Genomic DNA, 18,680 nt, shown 5'->3' with positions numbered 1-18,680 from the left:
CAAGACGGCGGACCGGCGTCACGCCGCCGCACCGTGCTCGCGGCGACAGCCGGTGTTATGTCGACAGGAGCCAGTGCCGTGGGCGAGGAAACGAGCGCGGCGGCCACAGCGTCCTCCGCCCGCACGGGGGCCCCGTACGGGGCCCGACAGTGGAACACCGCACCCGAACCCCTCGGTGTGGACGCCGACCCCCCACGCTTCGGGTGGCACACACCGTCCGCCACCCGGGGCTGGCGGCAGGAGCCCTACCGGATCCTCGTCGCCAGTTCCGCGGCCCGCCCGACCGCCGAACGCGCCGACGTCTGGGACAGCGGACGGGTCCGCTCCGACGACTCCGCTCCGACGACTCCGTCGCGGTCCCCTACGGGGGCGAGCCGCTGCGGCCCTCGACCCGTTACCACTGGTCCGTCACCGTCCGGGACGCCGAGGGCCGCCGGGCGGGCACCGCGACCTCCGCCTTCGAGACCGGCCTGATGAGCGGCGACGGTGTGGCCGGATGGGACGGTGCGCAGTGGATCGGGATGAAGGGGAAGGCCCCCGGCTCGGCCGGCGCGCCCAGGCTGCGCAAGGAGGAAGCCCTCAAGGCCGGCGGCCCTCGGCGGGTGCGCGCGGCACGGCTGTACCTCTCGGCCCTCGGCGTGTACGAGGCCCACGGCGCTACCTGACCTACGACATCACCCACCTCCTGCGCCACGCCTCCGAGGTCACGCTCGCGGTCGTCCTGGGCAACGGCTGACACAACGGCCGAGTCTCCGACGGCAGCACCTACCACTCCACGGACGGCAACGCCCTCGCGGTCAAGGCGAAGCTGCTGATCGAGTACACCGACGGGACGACGCAGACCGTCGTCACCCGTACGGACGACGGCTGGAGGGCCACCGACACCGGCCCCCACCGGGCCGACGACCTCTACGACGGCCAGACCTACGACGCCCGCCGGGAACTGACGGGCTGGACCGCGCCCGGATTCGACGACACCACGTGGTCGGACGTCGAACGCGTCGCCTTCGAGGACAGGTACCCCGACGTGCGGCTGCTCGCCTACCCCGCGGAGCGCGCGCTTCGTCGACCACTGGGACCGGCGGCCGTGGTCCGTCACCGTCGCCACCAGTGACCGGACAGGACGACAGCCCCAACGCCGGGCGCGCGTCGTGGTGGGCCCCGCCCGTACGGTCGATGCCGACCATCGCGGGGCACCCCTCACGACGAGCCGGCACGCGGGGGCATCCGGCTCCTCGTCCACGCCATCGAGTCGCCCGGGGCTCGCCTGCCCCGGCCTCAGTCGGTCGCCTGCGCGGGCTCGGAGGAGGGCTGCGGCGGGGCGGTCGGCTCCGGTGCGTCGGGACCGGTGTAGTACACGGAGGAGCCCTGCTTGACGCGCTGGGCGTTGCTCTTGGCGACGAGTCCTTCGAGGGTGGTGCGCACGACGTTGGTCTGGATACGGCGGTCCGGGTGGGCCTGGGTGAGCGCGGTGGCGACCTCGGCCGCGGAGCGGGGTTCGCTCTGTTCGGTGAGGTGGCGGCGGATGAGCTCGACGAGGGTGGGCTGAGCCTTCTCGGTGGATGCGGACTTGGTGGTCGCAGCCTTGGTGCCGGCCGTCTTGGCGGTCGTGGCCTTGCCGTCTGCGGTCTTGGCGGTCCCGGTCTTCGCGGTCGTGGCCTTGGTGGCCGTCGTGGCCTTCGTGCTGGTGGACTTCGCACTCGTGGTCTGCGCGCTCGCCGCCTTATTGGCAGCGGTCTTCGTGGCAGCGGTCTTCGTGCTGGCGGTCTTCGTGGCGGTCGGCCTCTTCGTCCGCTTGCCGTCCTGCGGGGGCTCGGCCTTCTTCGCCCGGGTCCGCTTGCCCGCTTCCGGGGCGGGGGCGGCCTTCTGCCGGGGCACTGAAGGGGTCGCGACCTCGTCGGCCACGGGCGCGGGCTCCGGCGCCGCGATGCCGAGAGCCTCCTGCATGTGCACCAGCACCGCGTGGTCCTGCCGCAGACCCAGGAGTTGCTCCTGCAGCGCGTCGATCTCCCCGATGAGACGCTCCTGTTCCTTGGCGTTGCGCTCGAGGTCGGCGGCGACCTGGGCGGTGTACTGCGTCTTGAGGTCGGTCGACTCTGATGGCGTCTCGGTCATGGCGGTTCCCTTCCCGACAACGAACATGATGTGTGCGGATGGTACTCACCCATCGGCGATAAGTCGGCGGTGGGCGAATCCCGGTTGCCCCGGTACCTGGCCGCCCACCATCCTGAGGGGATGAGGAAATCCGTATGCGGCTGAGGCTGCGCCAGTTCAGGCCCCGGACCGGGCCGTACGAGCATCGTGTCGTCCAGCCCCGACAGACGCTTCGCCACACATCGTTGCGCGCCCCCGACCCCATCGGATTCCTGTTCGGCGACCACGAAGGGCTGAACCGGCTGGCGGGCCTGTTCTCCTTCGCCGCCTACTCCCGCCACACGATCGTCCATGTGCCTTTGCGTGACGGTCTTCCACCGGACGAGGGTGTCGGCGAGCGGGTGGACCTGGTGCTGGCCCACCACACGCTCGGCCTGCGCCCCAGCAAGTGGCCCGACCTGCGGCGCAGGCTGGTCAACGGCACTCCGCTGACCGTCCGCACCGACGAGGCCCGCACCCTACGGGACGCCGCGTCCTGGAGCGAACGCTGGGAACGGGCCGACTTCCGGGACGAGTTGAGGCACGCCACCCACGCCAGGACGTTCTTCCTCTTCGGCAGCCGGGACGTCTTCGCCGAGACCGCCACGTACTTCGCCCACGCGGCGGGCTGGGGACCCCACCAGGAAGGCGTGGCCAAGGGCCACTCGGCTCTGATGACGGCGCTCCCGACACTGGCCCAACCCCCCGGCGGCGGGCACCCCCTCGAAGTGCTGATCTGCTTCAAGCCGTATCCGCCCTACGCCCACATCAAGCGACCGGGACACTGACGGGGGGAACCGCGTCGACGGCCTCCCCGCTCCGGCGTGTGCCACGTAATCCCGTGGCGCGACGCGCCCCGGCCACCCAGAATCGCCTGATGCCTGACGTGGAACTGTCCGACGGGACCATCGCTCTGTCCCCGCTGCGCCCGGACGACGCGGAGGCCCACCTCGCAGGTGAGGACGACGCACTGGTTCGCTGGCTCAGCGGCGGACCGAGCACACCTGAGGGCGTCGAAGCGTACCTGCGGCACTGCCGGGAACAGTGGGAGACGGCCGGCCCGTTGCGCGCCTTCGGTATCCGGGTGGGCGTCGACGAGGAGCTCGTGGGGACGATCGACCTGCGCGTCTCGGTAGAGGGGCTGGCTCCCGGCCAGGTGAATGTGGCCTACGGCCTCTACCCGTCCGGGAGAGGACGCGGACTGGCGACCCGCGCCGTCCTTCTGGCCTGCGGATATGCCGCCACCATGGGCGGGAAGGAGGCGGTGATCCGGGTGGAGCCGGAGAACACCGCGTCGGCCGCCGTGGCACGACGGGCCGGATTCGCCCCGGGCGGACGGACACGGAGCAGCGACGGCACGCGGCTCGACTGGTACCTCCGGGACCTGCGCGGCGCTACCCGGTGACGGCCCTAGGACTCGGACCTCGGACCTCGGACCTCGGACTCGGACCACGGCGCACGACTACGCGGGCGCCGCGGCCGGACCGCTCGCCGGTTTCCGTCCCCAGACGGTGAGCATGCCGGCCGACAGCGCCGCGCACCCGTCCTCATCGAGGGAGCGGATCGCCGCGTCGACGGCCGTGTCGTCCACCAGGCCGGTGGCGACCATGGCCGCCCGGCTCCGTTCCCAAGTGTCCGTCCAGAAGCGGCTGATGGGGCTGCCCGGGATCAGCGGCGGCACATGCACCTCGGCGGCGACGGACCCGAGCCCCGCGTCCCGCAGCAGCCGTGGGTACGACGGCACCCAGGAGACGTCCGTGCCGATGGTGGCCCGCAGCCCCTCCCACATCGCCCGCATCGTCACGCTGTACGGAGTGTCGGGCGTCCGGTCGTTCGTCAGGTCGATCGCGTCGCTGAGCACCAACACACCACCTGGCTCGACGAGTTCGGCCAGCGCCGTGATCAGGCGGTCGCGCTCGGGAAGGTGCATCAGCACGAAGCGCGCGTGGACGAGTCGGAAGCGTCCGGGGGAGAAGGACGGGGCCGAGATGTCGGCCGCGAGGACATCGAGACCGGGTACCGGCCGAGCTTCGAGGAACCGTACGTCGCGGTCCACGGCCAGGACGCTCGTGACCCCGGCCTCCTCCAGCAGTCGGCGGGAGACGGTGCCCGTACCGGCACCCACGTCGAGGCAGCGCCACCCCGGGCCGGCCCCCAGTTCCCGTAGCCGCGCCAGGGTGATGTCGTCGTAGGCGAGGGCACCGAAGTCGATCCGTGAGCCCTCGCCCGCCTGTTCGGGACGGAAGACGGCTTCGCCGTAGCGCCCGCCGTGGGACCTACCGCCCGGCGGACCGTCGAACGCGGTCATGAGCGAACCTCTTCGCACGAGGGACAGGGCGCGGGGCGGCTCCCCACGAGGTGGCAGCCCCACCCGATCCTCCCCGGCCCCCACCCCACCGGCCCGAGGCGCGCCGCGCCCTCAGCCGTTCGAACCCGGTCGCAATGTCCGGCTGCCGCGCGGCACGATCGGCAGCCCGCCGAGACTCAGTCCCCGAAGCCCGCCGAGACTCAGTCCCCGAAGCCCGCCGAGACTCAGCCCCCGAGATGTTCGCTGTAGGCCTCGGTCGGCGGATACGGGGCGGGGCGTGTCATGCCCACCGACAAGAAGCCCCTGGTGCCCGGAACGGACGTCACGTCGTTGAGGTACGGCGCCGGAGCCGTACCCGCCGGGCCCCGGGCGACGGTCCAGGTGTCGCCGTCCCGGCGCAGATACGTACTGCGGCTCTGGTCCGAGAAGTTCCAGCCCGAGATCCACGCGGCGCGCCCCCGCGCGTCTCCCGCTATCCCGGTGAGCGACCCGAGGGTGAAGCCGGCTTCCAGCCGGGTCCAGGCCGTGCCGTCCCAGTGGCTCAGGGCGGGGTTGCCGGGGCGGCCGATCGGCCCGCCCGCGCCGGCCTCGGTGCCCACCGCCCATACGTCGTCCGGACCGGCGGCATGCACGTCGGCGAGGCCGAGCCGCAGGCCCGCCACCGGGGGGAGTGCTGTCCACGCGCCGTCCCAACGGGCCACGAGGCCGGACCAACCGCCGCCGTTCGAACGGTCCCCACAGACCCATACCTCGCCCGGCCGACGCAGGACGACCCGGTAGAGGTTCACGCTCTCGACCGGCAGTGGGTCCAGCCAGCGCCAGCGCCGCCCGTCGCCGTGCAGCAGACGGGCGGCGCCGTCCCGGACGCCGCAGACCCACACCTGCCGGTCGCGGCCGACCGCCACCGAGGTGAGCCGGACGTCCGGCTCACCCCTGCCGGGGAAGTCGGCCTCGCGCCAGGTGGTTCCGTCCCAGCGCAGCAGGGGACTGGCGTCGCCGGTGGGATGGCCCACGCCCCACGCCGCGGAGGAGCGGACACCGGCGACATCGACGATCCTCGTGTGCGCGAGGTGCGACAGGTCGGTCTTCGCCCATACGTCGCCGTTCCACACCATGGCCAGGGCCCGCTGCTGGGTCTGCACGCCCAGGTCCTCCTCGCCCACGGCCCAGGCCAGTCGCGGCCCGGCGGCGGCGATGCGCCGAAGTTGCGCGGCGGGAACGCTGCCGGGCGCGGGCACGGCCTGCCAGTCCCGCGTACGGGGCGTCGGCACGTCGGCCCGGGACGCGGACGGGCCGAGCGCCGCCCCCGCGAGGGCGCCGATGGTGCCTGCCACAAATCGCCTACGTCTCACTGCTGGATCCCTCCAGGCGGATGGGGCGGTCAGGAGGAACCACCGTGAACCAGCGCACCGCGGAGTTCTAGCCACCCATATGACAAATCGCGCGAGCCCGCTGCCCGGCGACGGTGCCGCCCGGGACCGGCCTTACCCGATCGGGTGACCGATCAGGGGCGTGCGTGCCCGGTGTGGGAGGAACAACTGGAACGAGGCACGAGCCATGCGGTGCGAAGCGCGAGGTGCGGAGCACGAGACACAAGCGTGCGCGCAGACACAAGGCGCGCAGACACAAGGCACGCAAGACATGAGGCGCAGCAAGACAAGAGGCGCAGCAAGACAAGAGGCGCGAAGCACGAGGCACGAGGCGTGGCGTATGCGGCGTGCGGACAGGGCGAGTGGGGAGACAGATGCGTGTTCCGATGACGGTGGCCGACTTCCTGGACCGGGCGGAGTCGGGTTTCGCCGACAGCCCCGGGGTGATCGACGAGCCGAGTCAGCCCGCGGCGCCGGTGGCGCCGTCGACGTACCGGCGGCTGGGCGAGCGGGTGCGGGCCTGGCAGGCGGGACTGGACGCGCTCGGGGTGGGCGAGGGCGAGCGGGTGGCGGTGGTCAGCCACAACTCGGCCCGTCTGCTGGAGCTGCTGTTCGCGGTGCCGATGAGCGGGCGGGTCTGTGTGCCGGTCAACTTCCGTCTGAAGGCGGAGGAGATCGAGTACGTGGTACGTCAGAGCGGCGCCTCGGTGCTGCTGGTCGACCCCGAGGTGCGGGACACGGTCGCCGACGTCAAGGTGGCGCACCGGTTCACGCTGGGGGAGCAGACGGACACCGAGCTGATGCGGTTCGGGGTGGAGCCGAGGCCCTGGGCCGACCCGGACGAGGACGCGACCGCGACGATCAACTACACCTCGGGAACGACCGTGCGCCCCAAGGGAGTTCAGCTCACGCACCGCAACATCTGGGTGAACGGGCTGACCTTCGGGCTGCACACCCGGGCATGGGAGCGGGACGTGTACCTGCACACGTTGCCGATGTTCCACTGCAACGGATGGGGAATGCCGTTCGTGATGGCCGGTCTCGGCGCGAAGCAGGTGGTGCTGCGCAAGGTCGACGGCGCCGAGATCCTGCGTCGGGTGGACGAACACGGGGTGACGTTGATGTGCGGCGCGCCGGCGGTGTGGAACGCGGTTCTCGACGCGGCGACCGGCTGGGCGGGGCCGGTGCCGGGGCGCGACCGGGTGCGGATCGTGTGCGCGGGAGCGCCGCCGCCGAGCCGGATGATCCAGCGCGTCGAGGAGGAACTGGGCTGGGAGTTCACCCAGATCTACGGTCTGACGGAGACCTCACCTCTCCTGACGTTCAACCGCGCGCGGCCCGAGGACGATGCCCTGCGGGGCGAGGAGCGGGCGCGGAAGCTGTCGCGGGCCGGTCTTCCGGCACTCGGGGTGAAGCTGCGAGTGGCGGAATCCGGTGAGGTGTTGGCGCGCTCGAACGTGGTCCTCGACGGCTACTGGGAGAAGCCCGAGGAGACCGCCGCCGTGCTGGAGGACGGCTGGTTCCACACAGGTGACGGCGGGACGATCGACCCCGAGGACGGGCATCTGACGATCTCGGACCGGAAGAAGGACGTCATCATCACCGGCGGTGAGAACGTGTCGTCGATCGAGGTGGAGGACACGGTCTTCAGCCACCCCGGGGTCGCCGAGGTCGCGGTCATCGGGGTGCCGGACCCCAGGTGGGGCGAGACGATCAAGGCGCTGGTCGTGCGGGCCGAGGGATCGGCCGTGAGCGAGGCCGAGATCATCGCGTACTGCAAGGAGCGGCTCGCCGGGTACAAGGCGCCGACGACTGTGGAGTTCCGGGAAGCCATCCCGCGGACGGCGACCGGGAAGGTCCAGAAGTTCAAGCTGCGGGAGCCGTACTGGGCCGGGCAGGACCGGCGGGTCAACTGACCGGGCGCGGCTGCCGGCGAGGCGCTGTCGTGGGGCGGGGCGGAGGAAGGCCCCGCGTCCGCCCCGCCCCACGGGTGCGGCAGAGGGACGCCCGGGCGCACTGGACGAGGTGCCGGCCGGTGATCGCGCCGCCCTCCGGTTCCCGAGGCTATGAGGGCCTCTGGCTCGAGAGCCTGGCGGCCGTCGGTGAGGGTGGCTTACGGCATAGCCGCGAATCTCTCCCGGTGGTCGCGTGCCCACTGCTCGAACGTGCCCGCCGGTCGGCCGAGCACCCGCGGCACGTGGTCGGTGATGTAGGCCGCACCGCCGGCGCGCGCCCAGCCGATGCCAGTGATCATCCCGGTCGGCAACTGGTCGAGCGCACTCGTGTCGGTGATCTTCACCGGCCGTTCCAGCACGCGCTCCAGGATCGCCGCCTGGTCTGCGAATGTCAGCAACTCCGGCCCGGTCAGGTCGTACCGTTGTCCGTCGTGCGCGTCGCTGGTCATGGCGGCGACGGCGACCGCTGCCACGTCCCTCGGGTCGACGACGGCCTGCCGGGAGGCGCCGACCAGGTTCGGGATCGTCTCTCCGGCCTGGATCAGCGCCCGATACCACAAGAAGTTGGAGGCGAAGCTCGGCGGGCGGAGCATCGTCCACACGAGACCGCTGGCCTCGATCGCCTCCTCCGCGGCGAGGTGCCACGCGCCGACGGTCGCCCCGTCGAACCGCTCACCGCTGCCGATGGCGGACAGCTTGACGATCTTACGGACGCCCGCCGCCAGCGCGGCCGTGATCAGGGCGATGTCATGGTCCGCGGTCGGCGCGGGGGGCACGGTCACGAGGAAGACCGTGTCGACGTCGGCCACCGCGCGCGTCAGAGACGCCGGGTCGTCGAAGTCGGCCCGCACCCCTCCCGGCCGTTCGCGGCGGGACATCGCCCGGAAAGGCACGCCCCGTTCGGTGAGCAGACGGACGACGTGACCACCGACGGTGCCTGTAGCACCGGTAACAAGAATCATGTCCCGACGATCGCATCGCTCTCGCGCCGCTTGATAGGAAGTTTCGGCACTATCGTGAGCTGCGTGAACTCTCTCGTCGTGCCGCCTCCCCTTCTGCGTTGGGTGTCCGGGATCGATGTCGCGACGGCGGCTGGTTCGGCGGCGGTCGACGTGCCGGATCACGCCACCACACTTCTCCTGCGCATCGACAAGCGTGAGCTGATCGCCCTGGGGCCCCGCACCCGAGCCGCCTATCACGTCGGCGCGCCCGGGCGCGCGTGCGTGCGGGTTCGCATGCGGCCGGGGCGTGCCCAGGCCCTGCTCGGCCGTCCGCTGCGTGATCTCGCCGACCGGGCCCTGCCGCTCCGCGAACTACCGGGCCTGGACGTCGACCAGCTCGCCGCCGATCCGATCGCCGCTCTGGAAGCAGCAATGGCCGATTGGCCGGAGCCGCCGGAGCGGCTCGAAGAGGCGGCACACCTTCTGGTCGGCGGCACTGTCGCCACGACCGCGGCCCGGTTGCACATCAGTGAGCGCCGCCTGCACACCTTGTTCACCGCCGGCACCGGCTTGTCCCCCAAGCACTTCGCACGCATCGACCGCGTTCGCACCGTGCTCGCGGCCGATGCCGGCCGGTGGTCGGACATCGCCGCGACGGCGGGGTACTACGACCAGTCCCACATGACGGCAGAGTTCCGCCACTTCATGGGTGTCCCGCCCGCCGCGTTCACCGCAGGGCGGCGCCCCGCCGCGACTCCGTGCACTGCCTGAGTTCCAGGACCGGCAACGGAGGAGTTGCGGCGGCTCGTCGAAGACCGTCCGGTCGCTGTTCCGCGTGCGGCGGCGGCCCAGCGGGTGAGTTGGATCGTAGACGGCCGCTGCGGCAGCAGCGCCGCGCATGGGTGCCCCAGGGGTTCGGTCAGCCATGACGGCGAGGCAGGCACAGGTCTCCCGATGATCACAAGCCGCAACTCCATGGTCGCCAGGGCCTGTTCCTCTTTGACTTCAGAGGTGCCCCATCGGGCCTGCCTGCGCGAGTTCCACGACTGTCACTACCCCTGCGACCGCGGCTGCGACTCCCGGTCCGACTCCGGAGCCGTAACCGGACGTCGGAGCAGATACACGCCCGCGGCCGACACCAACACGGCCATGCACGCGATGAACACGAGCCCGGCGCCTTCCAGGCCCATCGGCTCCGCCAAGAGCCCGACACCGATGACCGGTACCGAGATTCCCGTGTAGGCCACCACGAACAATGCGGAGATCACGGCCGCCCGTCGGTCCGCCGCCGACGCGGCCGCCACGGCGGACAGCGCCGCGCGGAACGCCAGTCCCTGCGCGGCCCCGCCCACGACGGCGCTCAGCACCACCAGCGCCAGCAGTTCCCAGTGCAGCGCGCCCGCCAGCAGCGCCAGCCCGGCCAGGAGCCCGGCGCAGCCCAGTGGCAGCGACCGACGCACACCGACCCGTCCGACGGCCAACTGCCCGCCCGTGGAGGCGAAGAAGGCCAACGCGACGATCAGCCCGCCTACCGCGTGGTTGCGCACGTCCAGGGACTCGGCGAGGAAGGCCGGGCTGACCGAGGTGAAGACCCCGAACAGGGCGAACCCCACGAAGGAGGCGGCCGCTGCGGGCCCGAAGACCACCCGCACCGAAGGCGGCAGACTGGGCCGCCGCGGTCGTACGGTGGTCAGCGGCCGCCGCTCCCGCACGGTTTCCGGGAGCCCCAGCAGCACGGCCGCCGAGCAGGCCACCAGGGCGAGGTGGACGGCGAAGGGCAGATACAGCGGCCACTGGGCGTACTGCGCGAGCACCCCGGCGAGCAGTGGACCGCAGCCGAGCCCGCCCATGTTCGCGGCGGTCGCCACGAACGTGGCCCGCGAGGCATCGCCGCGCGGTGCCAGCTCCATCACGTACGCCGTGGCGGCCCCGGTGAACAGCCCGGCCGACAGCCCCGACAACAGCCGCCCCACGTACAGCCAGCCCAGCGCGGTGGCGCACAGGAAACAGACGGCGCTCGCCGCCGCGAAGCCCAGACCCCACAACAGCACCGGTCGCCTGCCCACGGCGTCCGAGGCGTTCCCCGCCAGGAGCAGCACACCGATGACCCCGAAGGCGTAGACGGCGTAGACCACGGTGACCGTGAGCTCCGAGAAACCGAACTTGTCCTGGTAGAGGCCGTACAGCGGGGTCGGCAGCGTCGTGCCGGCCATGCACACGGCGAACACCGCCCCACCGAGGATGCACCGGCGCCAGCGCCCAAGATCACCGTCCATACCGCCGACGGTAACCTCACCCACCGCGGCACGCGCCCCGACAGGGGCTCCCGCCTCCGCCTCCCTCCCACCCGCACCACAGGCGCCGACCGATGAACGGCAGACTGTCCGCATGACCCTCCACTGCACCGTGCTGGACGACTATCAGGACGCCGCCCTGACCCTGGCGGACTGGAGCCCGCTCGCCGACCAGGTCGAGGTGCGCACGCTCCGCGAGCACATCACCGACCGGGATCGACTCGTGGCCGAGCTCGCCGACTGCGAGATCGTCGTGGCCATGCGGGAGCGCACCCCCTTGGACGCCGACCTCCTGCGTCGGCTGCCCCGGCTGCGCCTGCTGATCACCACCGGCATGCGCAACGCCTCCATCGACCTCGCGGCGGCGCGGGCCCAGGGCGTGACGGTCTGCGGCACGGCGAGCAGTCCCACCCCGCCCGTCGAACTGACCTGGGCGCTCCTCCTCGGCCTCGCCCGGCAGCTCACCGCCGAGAACCGCGCCCTGCGCGAGGGCGGTCCCTGGCAGTCCACCGTGGGCCAGGACCTGCACGGCCGCACCCTGGGCCTGCTCGGACTCGGCAAGATCGGCAGCCGGGTGGCACGCGTCGCCACCGCCTTCGGCATGGAGGTCCTGGCCTGGAGCGAGAACCTCACCGCCGAGCGCGCGGCGGAGTCAGGTGCTCGACTTGCCACGGACAAGAAGGACCTGCTCGCCCGCAGCGACTTCGTCTCCGTCCACCTCGTGCTGTCCGACCGCACCCGGGGCCTGCTGGGCGAGCCGGAACTGCGCGCCATGCGCCCGCACGCCCACCTCGTCAACACCTCCCGCGCCGCCATCGTCGACCGGACGGCACTGCTGCGCGCCCTGCGCGAGGGCTGGATCGCCGGCGCGGGCCTCGACGTCTTCGACAGCGAGCCCCTTCCCGCGGACGACCCCTTCCGCACCCTCCCCAACGTCCTCGCCACCCCGCACCTCGGCTATGTCACCGAGCGCAACTACCGCACCTTCTACGCGGAAGCGGTGGAGGACATCACCGCCTTCCTCGCCGGCGCTCCCGTCCGGCAGCTGGCGGGCGGGTAGCCGCCTGCGGCGTCGAGCAGGTCCGTGGGGCGGGACTACGAGAGGGAACCGCCTCCCGCGTAGGCGATGTTCGGCCGGGGCGGCCGGGCCATGCCGGCGCCGAGGAAGTAGTCGACGTGATGGGACTGCATATAGCCCTTGAAGGTCATGGCGTTGCGGTAGGCGGGATTGTGGGCCGGTGTGTAGAGCCGGGTGGCGGTGGGCCGGTCGGTGGTGAAGACGATCAGCTCGTCGTGGGAGGCGTTAGTGTAGACGGCCTCCTCCCGCCAGTCGCCGAGGATGTCACCGACGAGGGTGGGGCCGCCCTGCGCGGCGGTGACGGCGCCGTGGTTCCAGGTGCTGACCAGCCGGGGCAGGCTGCCCGTCGGCGTCGGGCGGGCCGGATCCCACTTCTCGATCTTGCCGTCGTTGAGCAGTTCCACAGTGAGGTCGCCGTCCCACCACAGTCCCAACTGCGGCCACGGACGCAGTGAGGTGTTCGGTTCGGTGAGCCTGTCCGAGGGCGCGTTGTAGAGGCCGGAGAAGGACCAGACCTCCATGCCCGGGAAGCGCGGGTCCACGTCACCGGCCATGCCCCGCCCTATGTCGGCGGGGCCGCCGCCGTGCTTCCAGAGGACGGAGCCGGTGGCGGCGTCGTAGTAGTACTCCAGCAGGCCGCTCGGATTGTCCTGCTGCACGCCGTAGCCCTCCAGCCCGGGGCGGCCGGGGTCCATGTCGGCGAGGTGGAAACGGTCGCCGTGGATGATGCCCTGCGGTGCCATCGAGTAGCGCAGGGAGCCGTCGCCGTCGAGGACGAAGCCGATCTCGGCGACCTCGTCCGTGCCGTCCCCGTCGACGTCGACGGCACGGGTGTTGTGCCCGTCGGGGGCGTTCTGGCCGCCGCGCAGCCACGTCCACTCCTGCCGCAGCGCGCTGCCGGTGAACCGCCAGGCGGCCATCATCAGGTTGAAGGTCCCGTCGTCGCGCCGGTTCTTCATGTACGCCACCAGGCTCGGCGTGGTGCCGTCGAGATACGCGACGCCGAGCCGCGCGCCCATCGGACCGTCGCCGAGGTAGGTGGTCGGCACCGCGGACCAGTTGCGGAGCGCTCCGGTCCGGCCGTCGAGGACCGCCATGAACTGACGCGCGTCGTCCGCGTGCGTCCAGGTCGTGCCGTCGCCGAACCTGACGCCGTCGGCGATCTTCAGGGCGACCTCGGCACGGCCGTCGCTGTCGAAGTCGTACACGGTGACGCCGTCCCAGTGGCCCACGTCGATCGCGGACGACCCCGGTTCGATGTTGTCCTGGTTCTGGCTGTTCGGGCCCAGGTCGACGTCCCACAGGAACTGGCCCCGGCCGCTGTACGCCTCCAGCTTCTGCGGGGAGGTCTGCCGGTCCACCACGTAGTCGTACTCGCCGTCGCCGTCGAGATCGCCGACCCAGACGAACTTCACCGGACCGCCGGCGCGCATCGGCACGCGGACCACCGGCTCCGTGGCGTGATCGGCCGTCAAGGTGAAGGACGCGCTGGGCGGCTGCTCCTGCCCGCCCACCACCGGAACGACCCGGTAGCTGTGGGAGCGCGTCAGGTCGGCCGTGGAGTCGACGTAGTTGGTCCCGCCCGTCAGGGCGCTCGCGGTGAGCTTGACGAAGGCGCCACCGCCGGTGGAGCGGTGGACGTGGAAGCCGATGCCGTCCGGGTCGAGCCCCAGCAGCCGCCAGGAGACCAGCACTTGGGCGGGCCCGGAGCGCACGGCCACGACCCCCCGCCCGAGGTTCTCCATCACTCGCGCGGCCCGCACCGTCGGTGCCTCGCCGGTCACGGCCGTGGCCGCGCCGGGAGAGGTGAGGCTCGTGGCCCCGACGGCCAGCGCGGCACAGACGGACAGGGTGAAAGTCATGCGCATGACAACCTCCGTCGGGCGGGAAACCGTGAACCAAGCGAACCGGGTGGGACTTAAACCGTTTACACGCCTGTGATCGAAGCACCGCCGGACACGAGCGTCAAGGCTCACGGGGCGTCAACATCCATGGAGTTCACGGCCATTGGCGTGTCCGATTCACCCCGTCGGCGCCGCCTGGAAACGCTTTCAGAATGTATGCCGGGGCCGGTCGGTGAAATCCCGTTGCCGGAAGCGATCTCCGTCACTACGGTCGGCGCATGGCGGACGACGAACCCACGCGCGCGGCACGGCTGCTGGATGCCCAGGCGAAGGCCGTACGGCTCTTCGCCGAGATGGAGGAGCGCGGTCTCGTCGCCCCCGGCGAGGGGGAGCGCGCGGTCAGCGACCGGGTCCGTGACCTGGCGAACGAACTGTTCGGCACCACCCGGCACTGGCACAAGAGGATCGTGCGCTCCGGCCCGAACACGCTGAAGCCCTACCGGGAGAACCCGCCGGACCGGGTGATCGCCGCGGACGACATCGTGTTCGCCGACTTCGGTCCGATCTTCGAGGAGTACGAGGCCGACTTCGGCCGGACCTTCGTCCTCGGCGACGACCCGGTCAAGCACCGGCTCCGCGACGACCTGTCACGCGTCTTCGCGGCGGGCCGAAGGTTCTTCGAGGCCCACCCGGACATCACCGGAGCGCGGCTGTACGCGGAGGTGGAGAGCCTGGCCGAGGAGGCGGGGTGGGAGCTGGGCGGCTGGCACGCCGGTCACCTGGTCGGCGAGTTCCCGCACGAGTGGATCGAGGGCGCGGACGTGGAGTCGTACATCACCCCGGCCAACACCACACCGCTGCGCCGCACCGACAAGGCCGGGCGCCGCTGCCACTGGATCCTGGAGATCCATCTCATCGACACCGAGCGTGAGTTCGGCGGTTTCCATGAAGAACTTCTCACCCTCTGACCAGGGCCGCGCATCCTCTCGCGAACCTCGGTGGAAGACCGGGGCAACCATCCGTCTCCCTCGTGGGTCACATCCTGTGAGAGCAAAGACGCTCTCATGGCTACAAGGGGGAAATATGAGAAAGGCACGTAATATCGTGACGATGGGGGCCTTAGCCGCACTCGCGGTGGGCGCCTCGACCGCCTTCGCCACGACGGCCTCCGCCGCACCCAACGTCACCCCGCAGGGTGTCTGCGGCAGCGCCTACAAGACCGTGAACTCGGCGCCCGTGGGCTCGTTGGGCACCGTCTACCTGACCTACAACTCCTCGAACGGCGAGAACTGCGTCGCGACCATCCGCAAGAACCCGGGCACGCTCAAGCCCATGTCCACGTGGGTCTACGTCCCCGCGACGGACGAGTACGCGGGCGACTCCGACAGCTACTCCTCCTACGCAGGGCCGGCCTACGTCTACGGCAAGGGCTTCTGCGTGAGCTGGGGCGGCAGCATCGACAACGTGTACGTGTCGGTGGAGAACTCCAACTGCGGTTCGCTGAAGGAACACCGGGTCACCGAGATCCGCTGATCCGGCCCGTCACCCGGCCGTGAGTTCCCGCGCCGCCTCCTCGTGAGACGCACCTGGCGCGGGAACTCACGGCACTGTGTTGAACGCGTTCAAAAAGGCGCTACCCTGAGGTCGAGCCAACCGAGGGGGTTCGATGAAGGTGGTGCTGCCCGGGGGAACCGGACAGGTCGGTGCGATTCTCGACCGTGCGCTGACAGCGGCCGGCCACGAGGTCACGGTGGTGACGCGGCGGCCCACGCGGGCGCACGACGTCGGCTGGGACGGGGCCACGCTCGGGCGCTGGGCCACCGCGATCGACGGCTGTGACGTCGTGATCAACCTGGCCGGACGCAGCGTCTCCTGCCGCTACACCGCCGAGAACCTGCGGGCCATGATGGACTCCCGGGTCGATTCGACGCGGGTCGTCGGCGAGGCGATCGCGGCCGCCGCGCGGCCGCCGCGCGTCTGGCTCCAGATGAGCACGGCGACGGTCTACGCCCACCGCTTCGACGCGCCCCACGACGAGACGACCGGGGTCATCGGCGGCTCGGAGGCCGGGGTGCCTGACTACTGGGCGTACAGCGTCGAGATCGCGAAGAACTGGGAGCGGGCGCAGGCCGAGGCACCCACTCCCGACACCCGCAAGGTGGCCCTGCGCTCGGCGATGGTCATGAGCCCCGACCGGGGCGGCGTGTTCGACGTGCTGTCCCGGTTGGTGCGCCTCGGACTCGGCGGCCCGGTCGCCGGCGGCGCGCAGTACGTCTCCTGGATCCAGGACGAGGACTTCGTGCGGGCCGTGGAGTTCCTGATCGCCCGGGACGACCTCGACGGGCCGGTGAACCTCGCCTCCCCCGACCCCCTGTCGCACCGCGCGTTCATGCGCGCACTGCGCACGGCCTGGAACGTCCCGGTGGGACTGCCGGCGACCCGCTGGATGGCCGAGCTGGGGGCGTTCGCCCTGCGCTCGGACACGGAACTGCTGTTCAAGAGCCGCCGCGTGGTGCCCGGCCGGTTGCGCGCCGCCGGCTTCTCCTTCGCGCACCCCGACTGGGAGAGCGCCGCGACATCCCTCGTGCAACGGGCCCGGTCGGCGCGGTCCGCCGTGCCCCGCGGGGTGTCATGACGGGCTCGTGGGCCGCTGGTTCCGCCCAAGGTGCCTGCTGACCAGGCGACCGCGACCCGGAAGCGGATCGCCTCGCATGAAGGCGGACAGCACCCCGATGGCCTCCAGGGTCCCGGCGAGACAGAGGTTGACGTGCGTGCGATGCTCCCCGTCCGTCATCATCCGCGCCTCCTCCCGTCCGATCATCAGGGTCTCCGTGATCAGCCCGGCGGCGTCCGCGACGCGGGACTGGACCTCGGCGGCGTTCGGCATCAACATGACCGCCAGTTCGGCGTCGTCGATGAAGGTCCGCGCGATGCCGCGCCAGGGCTGCAACTCCTCGGGCACGGGCCTCAGCTCGCAGTCCTTCAAGTGGCGGCGAAGGACGTACAGCTCGGACAGGGCCTTCTCGCCCGCGGCCCTGCCGCGCTCCTCCAGCAGACCGGTCCGAGCCGCCTCCTGCTGCTCCCGCAGCACCGCCGCCTGATGCCGTTGCTGGAGCCAGCCGCCCACCAGAGCCCCGCCGGCGCCCACCACGGCTCCGCCGAAACCGATCAGCCCCACCCACATCTCCGTCTGCACGGCCCTCCCCTCGCCCCCTGCCACCACGTGATCAGCATGCCGACCGCCCCGCGTCCGTGGGGGCCGATCCCGTCAACTCCCCGCCGATTCGTCCCTGATGAAGGCGCGCGCCGCCGAATATCGAGTGCGCCAGCCCAGGCGGGCGTAGCAGACTCCCAGGCATGGTGGACATGCGCATGTTCCGGGACGAGGTCAACCGCCGGGCCGGCGGAGACCCCGGCGGGTCGGCGAGGGAACTGGCGGAACTGCTCGGGGTGCGCACGGTCGTCCTGCTGGAAGGGCTGAGCGACCTCGCGGCCGTCGAGGCACTGGCCGAGAGGCGGGGCCGTGACCTGGCCGCCGAGGGGGTGTGCGTCCTGTCGATGGGCGGCGCGATGAGCGTCGGCCGCTACACCGCGCTGCTCGGACCGTCCGGCCTCGGCCTGCGTCTCGTCGGTCTGTGCGACGAGCGCGAGAAGCCGTTCTTCGACCGGAGCCTCGCCCCGTCCTCGACCCCGCGCCACGCCGTCTTCGTCTGCTCGGCGGACCTGGAGGACGAGCTCATCCGTGCGCTGGGCACCCCGCGGGTCGAGCAGATCGTCCACGACGAGGACGAGTCGCGCCCCTGGCAGACCTTCCTGCAGCAGCCCGCCCAGCACGGCCGCCCCCGGGACCAGCAGCTGCGGCGCTTCATGAGCACCAGGAAGGGCCGCAAGATCCGCTACGGCCGCCTCCTGGTCGAGGCCCTCGCCCCCGAACAGGTGCCCGCCCCCCTGGACGACCTCTTCGCCGGCCTGTGAGGCCGGGGCGGCGCGGGCCGGCCCACGACCGCTCGCGCGCCCCGGACCTGCTGTGACTTCCCCCACCTGCCCTTGCCGGAGCATGCGGCGCTTACCTACGTTCGGTCGCATGTCCTCCCATGACCGCGCCCTTCCCGGCGGACCGGACGAGCCCGAGGCGGCGAGCGATCCCGCCACGGGCGGCTTCGACACCTCCCCGACGGTCGATCTGGACCTCGACCTGACCTCGCACGAGATGCTCCGGCGCGCTCATGTCCTGGACGCCCTCGGCGACGACTGGGACCCCGTCGCGGCCCTGCGCGACGAGCAGGCGGCGTACCGCCTCCTGTACTCCGGCCTCGACGCGGAACAGCGGCGGGTCTACGACGAACTGGTCGCGGCCGGTGTGCTGCCCGGCGGAGGCGGCGGTCATGCTGCCGCTTGACCCGCAGGCCGACATCGGGCGCCGCGCCTGGGTGGCCTGCCCCAACTGCGCCGACCACCAGGGATGCGCCACCTGCGGGCAGGGCCGTACCTGCTCCGAGCACTGGCGCTACCTGCTCTCCAACGTCGGCAGCCTGCTGCACCTGCAGTGCCCGTCGTGCACCCACATCTGGGCCCACGAGACCCACTTCGGCGCCACGCGCACCCCCTGGGAGCGCATCACCAGCGGCCTGCGACGACGGTGACCGGCCCCCGCCGCTGAGCAGGCGGGAGGGCCGGCCCGGTGAGGCCGGACGGCGCATCGGCGCCCGCTTTCGGATGACCTCACCGTCTGTCGCCGGGGACGGCGGGCGGCCGTG

Annotated in this window: 21 protein-coding genes; 14 read left to right on the top strand and 7 right to left on the bottom strand. The window is 71.7% G+C overall.

Translation table 11 applies throughout. From position 1 onward, the window contains the following. Nucleotides 1–57: 57 nt before the first annotated feature. The 3 genes from RM704_RS45705 (at nucleotide 58) to RM704_RS16715 (ending at nucleotide 1,114) form a co-directional block, all read left to right on the top strand. The gene (locus RM704_RS45705) at nucleotides 58–474 is read left to right on the top strand and encodes a glycoside hydrolase family 78 protein (RefSeq protein WP_498076433.1); all 417 of its coding nucleotides are present in this window, start codon (nucleotides 58–60) and stop codon (nucleotides 472–474) included. Continuing rightward, on the top strand, nucleotides 378–665 hold the full coding sequence (locus RM704_RS45700) for a glycoside hydrolase family 78 protein (RefSeq protein ID WP_498076435.1): 288 nt from the start codon (nucleotides 378–380) through the stop codon (nucleotides 663–665). Before RM704_RS45705 ends, RM704_RS45700 begins: the two co-directional genes overlap by 97 nt. Nucleotides 666–808: 143 nt before the next feature. Further along, a complete protein-coding gene (locus RM704_RS16715; RefSeq protein ID WP_311590767.1) occupies nucleotides 809–1,114 on the top strand; it encodes an alpha-L-rhamnosidase N-terminal domain-containing protein in 306 nt (101 codons plus the stop codon). A gap of 164 nt (nucleotides 1,115–1,278) precedes the next feature. Here the strand turns inward: RM704_RS16715 and RM704_RS16710 are convergent, their stop codons facing one another. Beyond that, nucleotides 1,279–2,115 (bottom strand): hypothetical protein, encoded by an 837-nt coding sequence (locus RM704_RS16710; protein WP_033526089.1) that lies wholly within the window; start codon nucleotides 2,113–2,115, stop codon nucleotides 1,279–1,281. A 134-nt stretch (nucleotides 2,116–2,249) separates the two neighbouring features. On the opposite strand from RM704_RS16710, the gene RM704_RS16705 reads away from it, so the two are divergent. Together RM704_RS16705 and RM704_RS16700 are read left to right on the top strand one after the other, a co-directional pair. Continuing rightward, nucleotides 2,250–2,921 carry a hypothetical protein gene (locus RM704_RS16705; protein ID WP_033526088.1) on the top strand — a complete coding sequence of 224 codons (672 nt, stop codon included), beginning with the start codon at nucleotides 2,250–2,252 and terminating at the stop codon, nucleotides 2,919–2,921. 89 nt (nucleotides 2,922–3,010) lie between these two features. After that, nucleotides 3,011–3,538, top strand: coding sequence for a GNAT family N-acetyltransferase (locus tag RM704_RS16700; protein WP_033526193.1), 528 nt, complete (start codon nucleotides 3,011–3,013; stop codon nucleotides 3,536–3,538). Between the two features lie 57 nt (nucleotides 3,539–3,595). On the opposite strand, the gene RM704_RS16695 is transcribed toward RM704_RS16700, so the two are convergent. Then, nucleotides 3,596–4,441 carry a class I SAM-dependent methyltransferase gene (locus tag RM704_RS16695; protein ID WP_033526087.1) on the bottom strand — a complete coding sequence of 282 codons (846 nt, stop codon included), beginning with the start codon at nucleotides 4,439–4,441 and terminating at the stop codon, nucleotides 3,596–3,598. A gap of 224 nt (nucleotides 4,442–4,665) precedes the next feature. Further along, on the bottom strand, nucleotides 4,666–5,775 hold the full coding sequence (locus RM704_RS16690) for a ligand-binding sensor domain-containing protein (RefSeq protein ID WP_078937016.1): 1,110 nt from the start codon (nucleotides 5,773–5,775) through the stop codon (nucleotides 4,666–4,668). A gap of 410 nt (nucleotides 5,776–6,185) precedes the next feature. On the opposite strand from RM704_RS16690, the gene RM704_RS16685 reads away from it, so the two are divergent. After that, on the top strand, nucleotides 6,186–7,727 hold the full coding sequence (locus RM704_RS16685; protein WP_033526085.1) for an AMP-binding protein: 1,542 nt from the start codon (nucleotides 6,186–6,188) through the stop codon (nucleotides 7,725–7,727). 197 nt (nucleotides 7,728–7,924) lie between these two features. On the opposite strand, the gene RM704_RS16680 is transcribed toward RM704_RS16685, so the two are convergent. After that, nucleotides 7,925–8,728, bottom strand: coding sequence for an NAD(P)H-binding protein (locus RM704_RS16680; protein WP_033526084.1), 804 nt, complete (start codon nucleotides 8,726–8,728; stop codon nucleotides 7,925–7,927). 63 nt (nucleotides 8,729–8,791) lie between these two features. On the opposite strand from RM704_RS16680, the gene RM704_RS16675 reads away from it, so the two are divergent. Beyond that, complete coding sequence (locus tag RM704_RS16675; protein ID WP_311590738.1) at nucleotides 8,792–9,478, top strand: helix-turn-helix domain-containing protein; 687 nt, start codon at nucleotides 8,792–8,794, stop codon at nucleotides 9,476–9,478. 281 nt (nucleotides 9,479–9,759) lie between these two features. Here the strand turns inward: RM704_RS16675 and RM704_RS16665 are convergent, their stop codons facing one another. Further along, nucleotides 9,760–10,983: an MFS transporter gene (locus tag RM704_RS16665; RefSeq protein ID WP_033526082.1), complete on the bottom strand. Its 1,224-nt coding sequence runs from the start codon at nucleotides 10,981–10,983 to the stop codon at nucleotides 9,760–9,762. A 112-nt stretch (nucleotides 10,984–11,095) separates the two neighbouring features. On the opposite strand from RM704_RS16665, the gene RM704_RS16660 reads away from it, so the two are divergent. Beyond that, nucleotides 11,096–12,061, top strand: coding sequence for a D-2-hydroxyacid dehydrogenase family protein (locus RM704_RS16660; protein ID WP_192829604.1), 966 nt, complete (start codon nucleotides 11,096–11,098; stop codon nucleotides 12,059–12,061). A 35-nt stretch (nucleotides 12,062–12,096) separates the two neighbouring features. On the opposite strand, the gene RM704_RS16655 is transcribed toward RM704_RS16660, so the two are convergent. Then, complete coding sequence (locus RM704_RS16655; RefSeq protein ID WP_311590737.1) at nucleotides 12,097–13,947, bottom strand: rhamnogalacturonan lyase family protein; 1,851 nt, start codon at nucleotides 13,945–13,947, stop codon at nucleotides 12,097–12,099. Nucleotides 13,948–14,201: 254 nt separating this feature from the next. Between RM704_RS16655 and RM704_RS16650 the strand changes: the two genes are divergently transcribed. The 3 genes from RM704_RS16650 to RM704_RS16640 all read left to right on the top strand — a co-directional run bounded on the left by RM704_RS16650 (nucleotide 14,202) and on the right by RM704_RS16640 (nucleotide 16,558). After that, nucleotides 14,202–14,891 (top strand): M24 family metallopeptidase, encoded by a 690-nt coding sequence (locus RM704_RS16650; protein ID WP_033526081.1) that lies wholly within the window; start codon nucleotides 14,202–14,204, stop codon nucleotides 14,889–14,891. A gap of 115 nt (nucleotides 14,892–15,006) precedes the next feature. Further along, complete coding sequence (locus RM704_RS16645; RefSeq protein ID WP_033526080.1) at nucleotides 15,007–15,456, top strand: hypothetical protein; 450 nt, start codon at nucleotides 15,007–15,009, stop codon at nucleotides 15,454–15,456. A gap of 133 nt (nucleotides 15,457–15,589) precedes the next feature. Further along, nucleotides 15,590–16,558 carry a TIGR01777 family oxidoreductase gene (locus RM704_RS16640; protein ID WP_033526079.1) on the top strand — a complete coding sequence of 323 codons (969 nt, stop codon included), beginning with the start codon at nucleotides 15,590–15,592 and terminating at the stop codon, nucleotides 16,556–16,558. Here RM704_RS16640 and RM704_RS16635 read toward each other — a convergent pair. Continuing rightward, nucleotides 16,553–17,119 carry a hypothetical protein gene (locus RM704_RS16635; protein ID WP_157856666.1) on the bottom strand — a complete coding sequence of 189 codons (567 nt, stop codon included), beginning with the start codon at nucleotides 17,117–17,119 and terminating at the stop codon, nucleotides 16,553–16,555. The two genes, RM704_RS16640 and RM704_RS16635, sit on opposite strands and share 6 nt — an antisense overlap. A gap of 161 nt (nucleotides 17,120–17,280) precedes the next feature. Here RM704_RS16635 and RM704_RS16630 point away from each other — a divergent pair, with 161 nt between their 5' ends. The 3 genes from RM704_RS16630 to RM704_RS16620 all read left to right on the top strand — a co-directional run bounded on the left by RM704_RS16630 (nucleotide 17,281) and on the right by RM704_RS16620 (nucleotide 18,566). Beyond that, nucleotides 17,281–17,898: a TOPRIM nucleotidyl transferase/hydrolase domain-containing protein gene (locus tag RM704_RS16630; protein WP_033526077.1), complete on the top strand. Its 618-nt coding sequence runs from the start codon at nucleotides 17,281–17,283 to the stop codon at nucleotides 17,896–17,898. Nucleotides 17,899–18,007: 109 nt separating this feature from the next. Continuing rightward, nucleotides 18,008–18,322: a DUF6400 family protein gene (locus tag RM704_RS16625; protein ID WP_033526076.1), complete on the top strand. Its 315-nt coding sequence runs from the start codon at nucleotides 18,008–18,010 to the stop codon at nucleotides 18,320–18,322. After that, complete coding sequence (locus tag RM704_RS16620; protein ID WP_033526075.1) at nucleotides 18,309–18,566, top strand: hypothetical protein; 258 nt, start codon at nucleotides 18,309–18,311, stop codon at nucleotides 18,564–18,566. Before RM704_RS16625 ends, RM704_RS16620 begins: the two co-directional genes overlap by 14 nt. Nucleotides 18,567–18,680 lie beyond the last annotated feature (114 nt).

Origin of the sequence: Streptomyces gottesmaniae (assembly GCF_031845845.1) — a bacterium.
Lineage (GTDB): Bacteria > Actinomycetota > Actinomycetes > Streptomycetales > Streptomycetaceae > Streptomyces > Streptomyces akebiae.
This window is presented reverse-complemented; position numbering and strand designations above follow the sequence as displayed.

What these genes read in the sequence shown, in the direction of transcription:
- RM704_RS16640 (WP_033526079.1), top strand. Translation starts at nt 15,590, where the DNA reads ATGAAGGTGGTGCTGCCCGGGGGAACCGGACAGGTCGGTGCGATTCTC.
- RM704_RS16665 (WP_033526082.1), bottom strand. Translation starts at nt 10,983, where the DNA reads ATGGACGGTGATCTTGGGCGCTGGCGCCGGTGCATCCTCGGTGGGGCG.
- RM704_RS16685 (WP_033526085.1), top strand. Translation starts at nt 6,186, where the DNA reads ATGCGTGTTCCGATGACGGTGGCCGACTTCCTGGACCGGGCGGAGTCG.
- RM704_RS16655 (WP_311590737.1), bottom strand. Translation starts at nt 13,947, where the DNA reads ATGCGCATGACTTTCACCCTGTCCGTCTGTGCCGCGCTGGCCGTCGGG.
- RM704_RS16620 (WP_033526075.1), top strand. Translation starts at nt 18,309, where the DNA reads ATGCTGCCGCTTGACCCGCAGGCCGACATCGGGCGCCGCGCCTGGGTG.
- RM704_RS16645 (WP_033526080.1), top strand. Translation starts at nt 15,007, where the DNA reads ATGAGAAAGGCACGTAATATCGTGACGATGGGGGCCTTAGCCGCACTC.
- RM704_RS16710 (WP_033526089.1), bottom strand. Translation starts at nt 2,115, where the DNA reads ATGACCGAGACGCCATCAGAGTCGACCGACCTCAAGACGCAGTACACC.
- RM704_RS16625 (WP_033526076.1), top strand. Translation starts at nt 18,008, where the DNA reads ATGTCCTCCCATGACCGCGCCCTTCCCGGCGGACCGGACGAGCCCGAG.
- RM704_RS16680 (WP_033526084.1), bottom strand. Translation starts at nt 8,728, where the DNA reads ATGATTCTTGTTACCGGTGCTACAGGCACCGTCGGTGGTCACGTCGTC.
- RM704_RS45705 (WP_498076433.1), top strand. Translation starts at nt 58, where the DNA reads ATGTCGACAGGAGCCAGTGCCGTGGGCGAGGAAACGAGCGCGGCGGCC.
- RM704_RS16705 (WP_033526088.1), top strand. Translation starts at nt 2,250, where the DNA reads ATGCGGCTGAGGCTGCGCCAGTTCAGGCCCCGGACCGGGCCGTACGAG.
- RM704_RS16700 (WP_033526193.1), top strand. Translation starts at nt 3,011, where the DNA reads ATGCCTGACGTGGAACTGTCCGACGGGACCATCGCTCTGTCCCCGCTG.
- RM704_RS16695 (WP_033526087.1), bottom strand. Translation starts at nt 4,441, where the DNA reads ATGACCGCGTTCGACGGTCCGCCGGGCGGTAGGTCCCACGGCGGGCGC.
- RM704_RS16660 (WP_192829604.1), top strand. Translation starts at nt 11,096, where the DNA reads ATGACCCTCCACTGCACCGTGCTGGACGACTATCAGGACGCCGCCCTG.
- RM704_RS16650 (WP_033526081.1), top strand. Translation starts at nt 14,202, where the DNA reads ATGGCGGACGACGAACCCACGCGCGCGGCACGGCTGCTGGATGCCCAG.
- RM704_RS16630 (WP_033526077.1), top strand. Translation starts at nt 17,281, where the DNA reads ATGGTGGACATGCGCATGTTCCGGGACGAGGTCAACCGCCGGGCCGGC.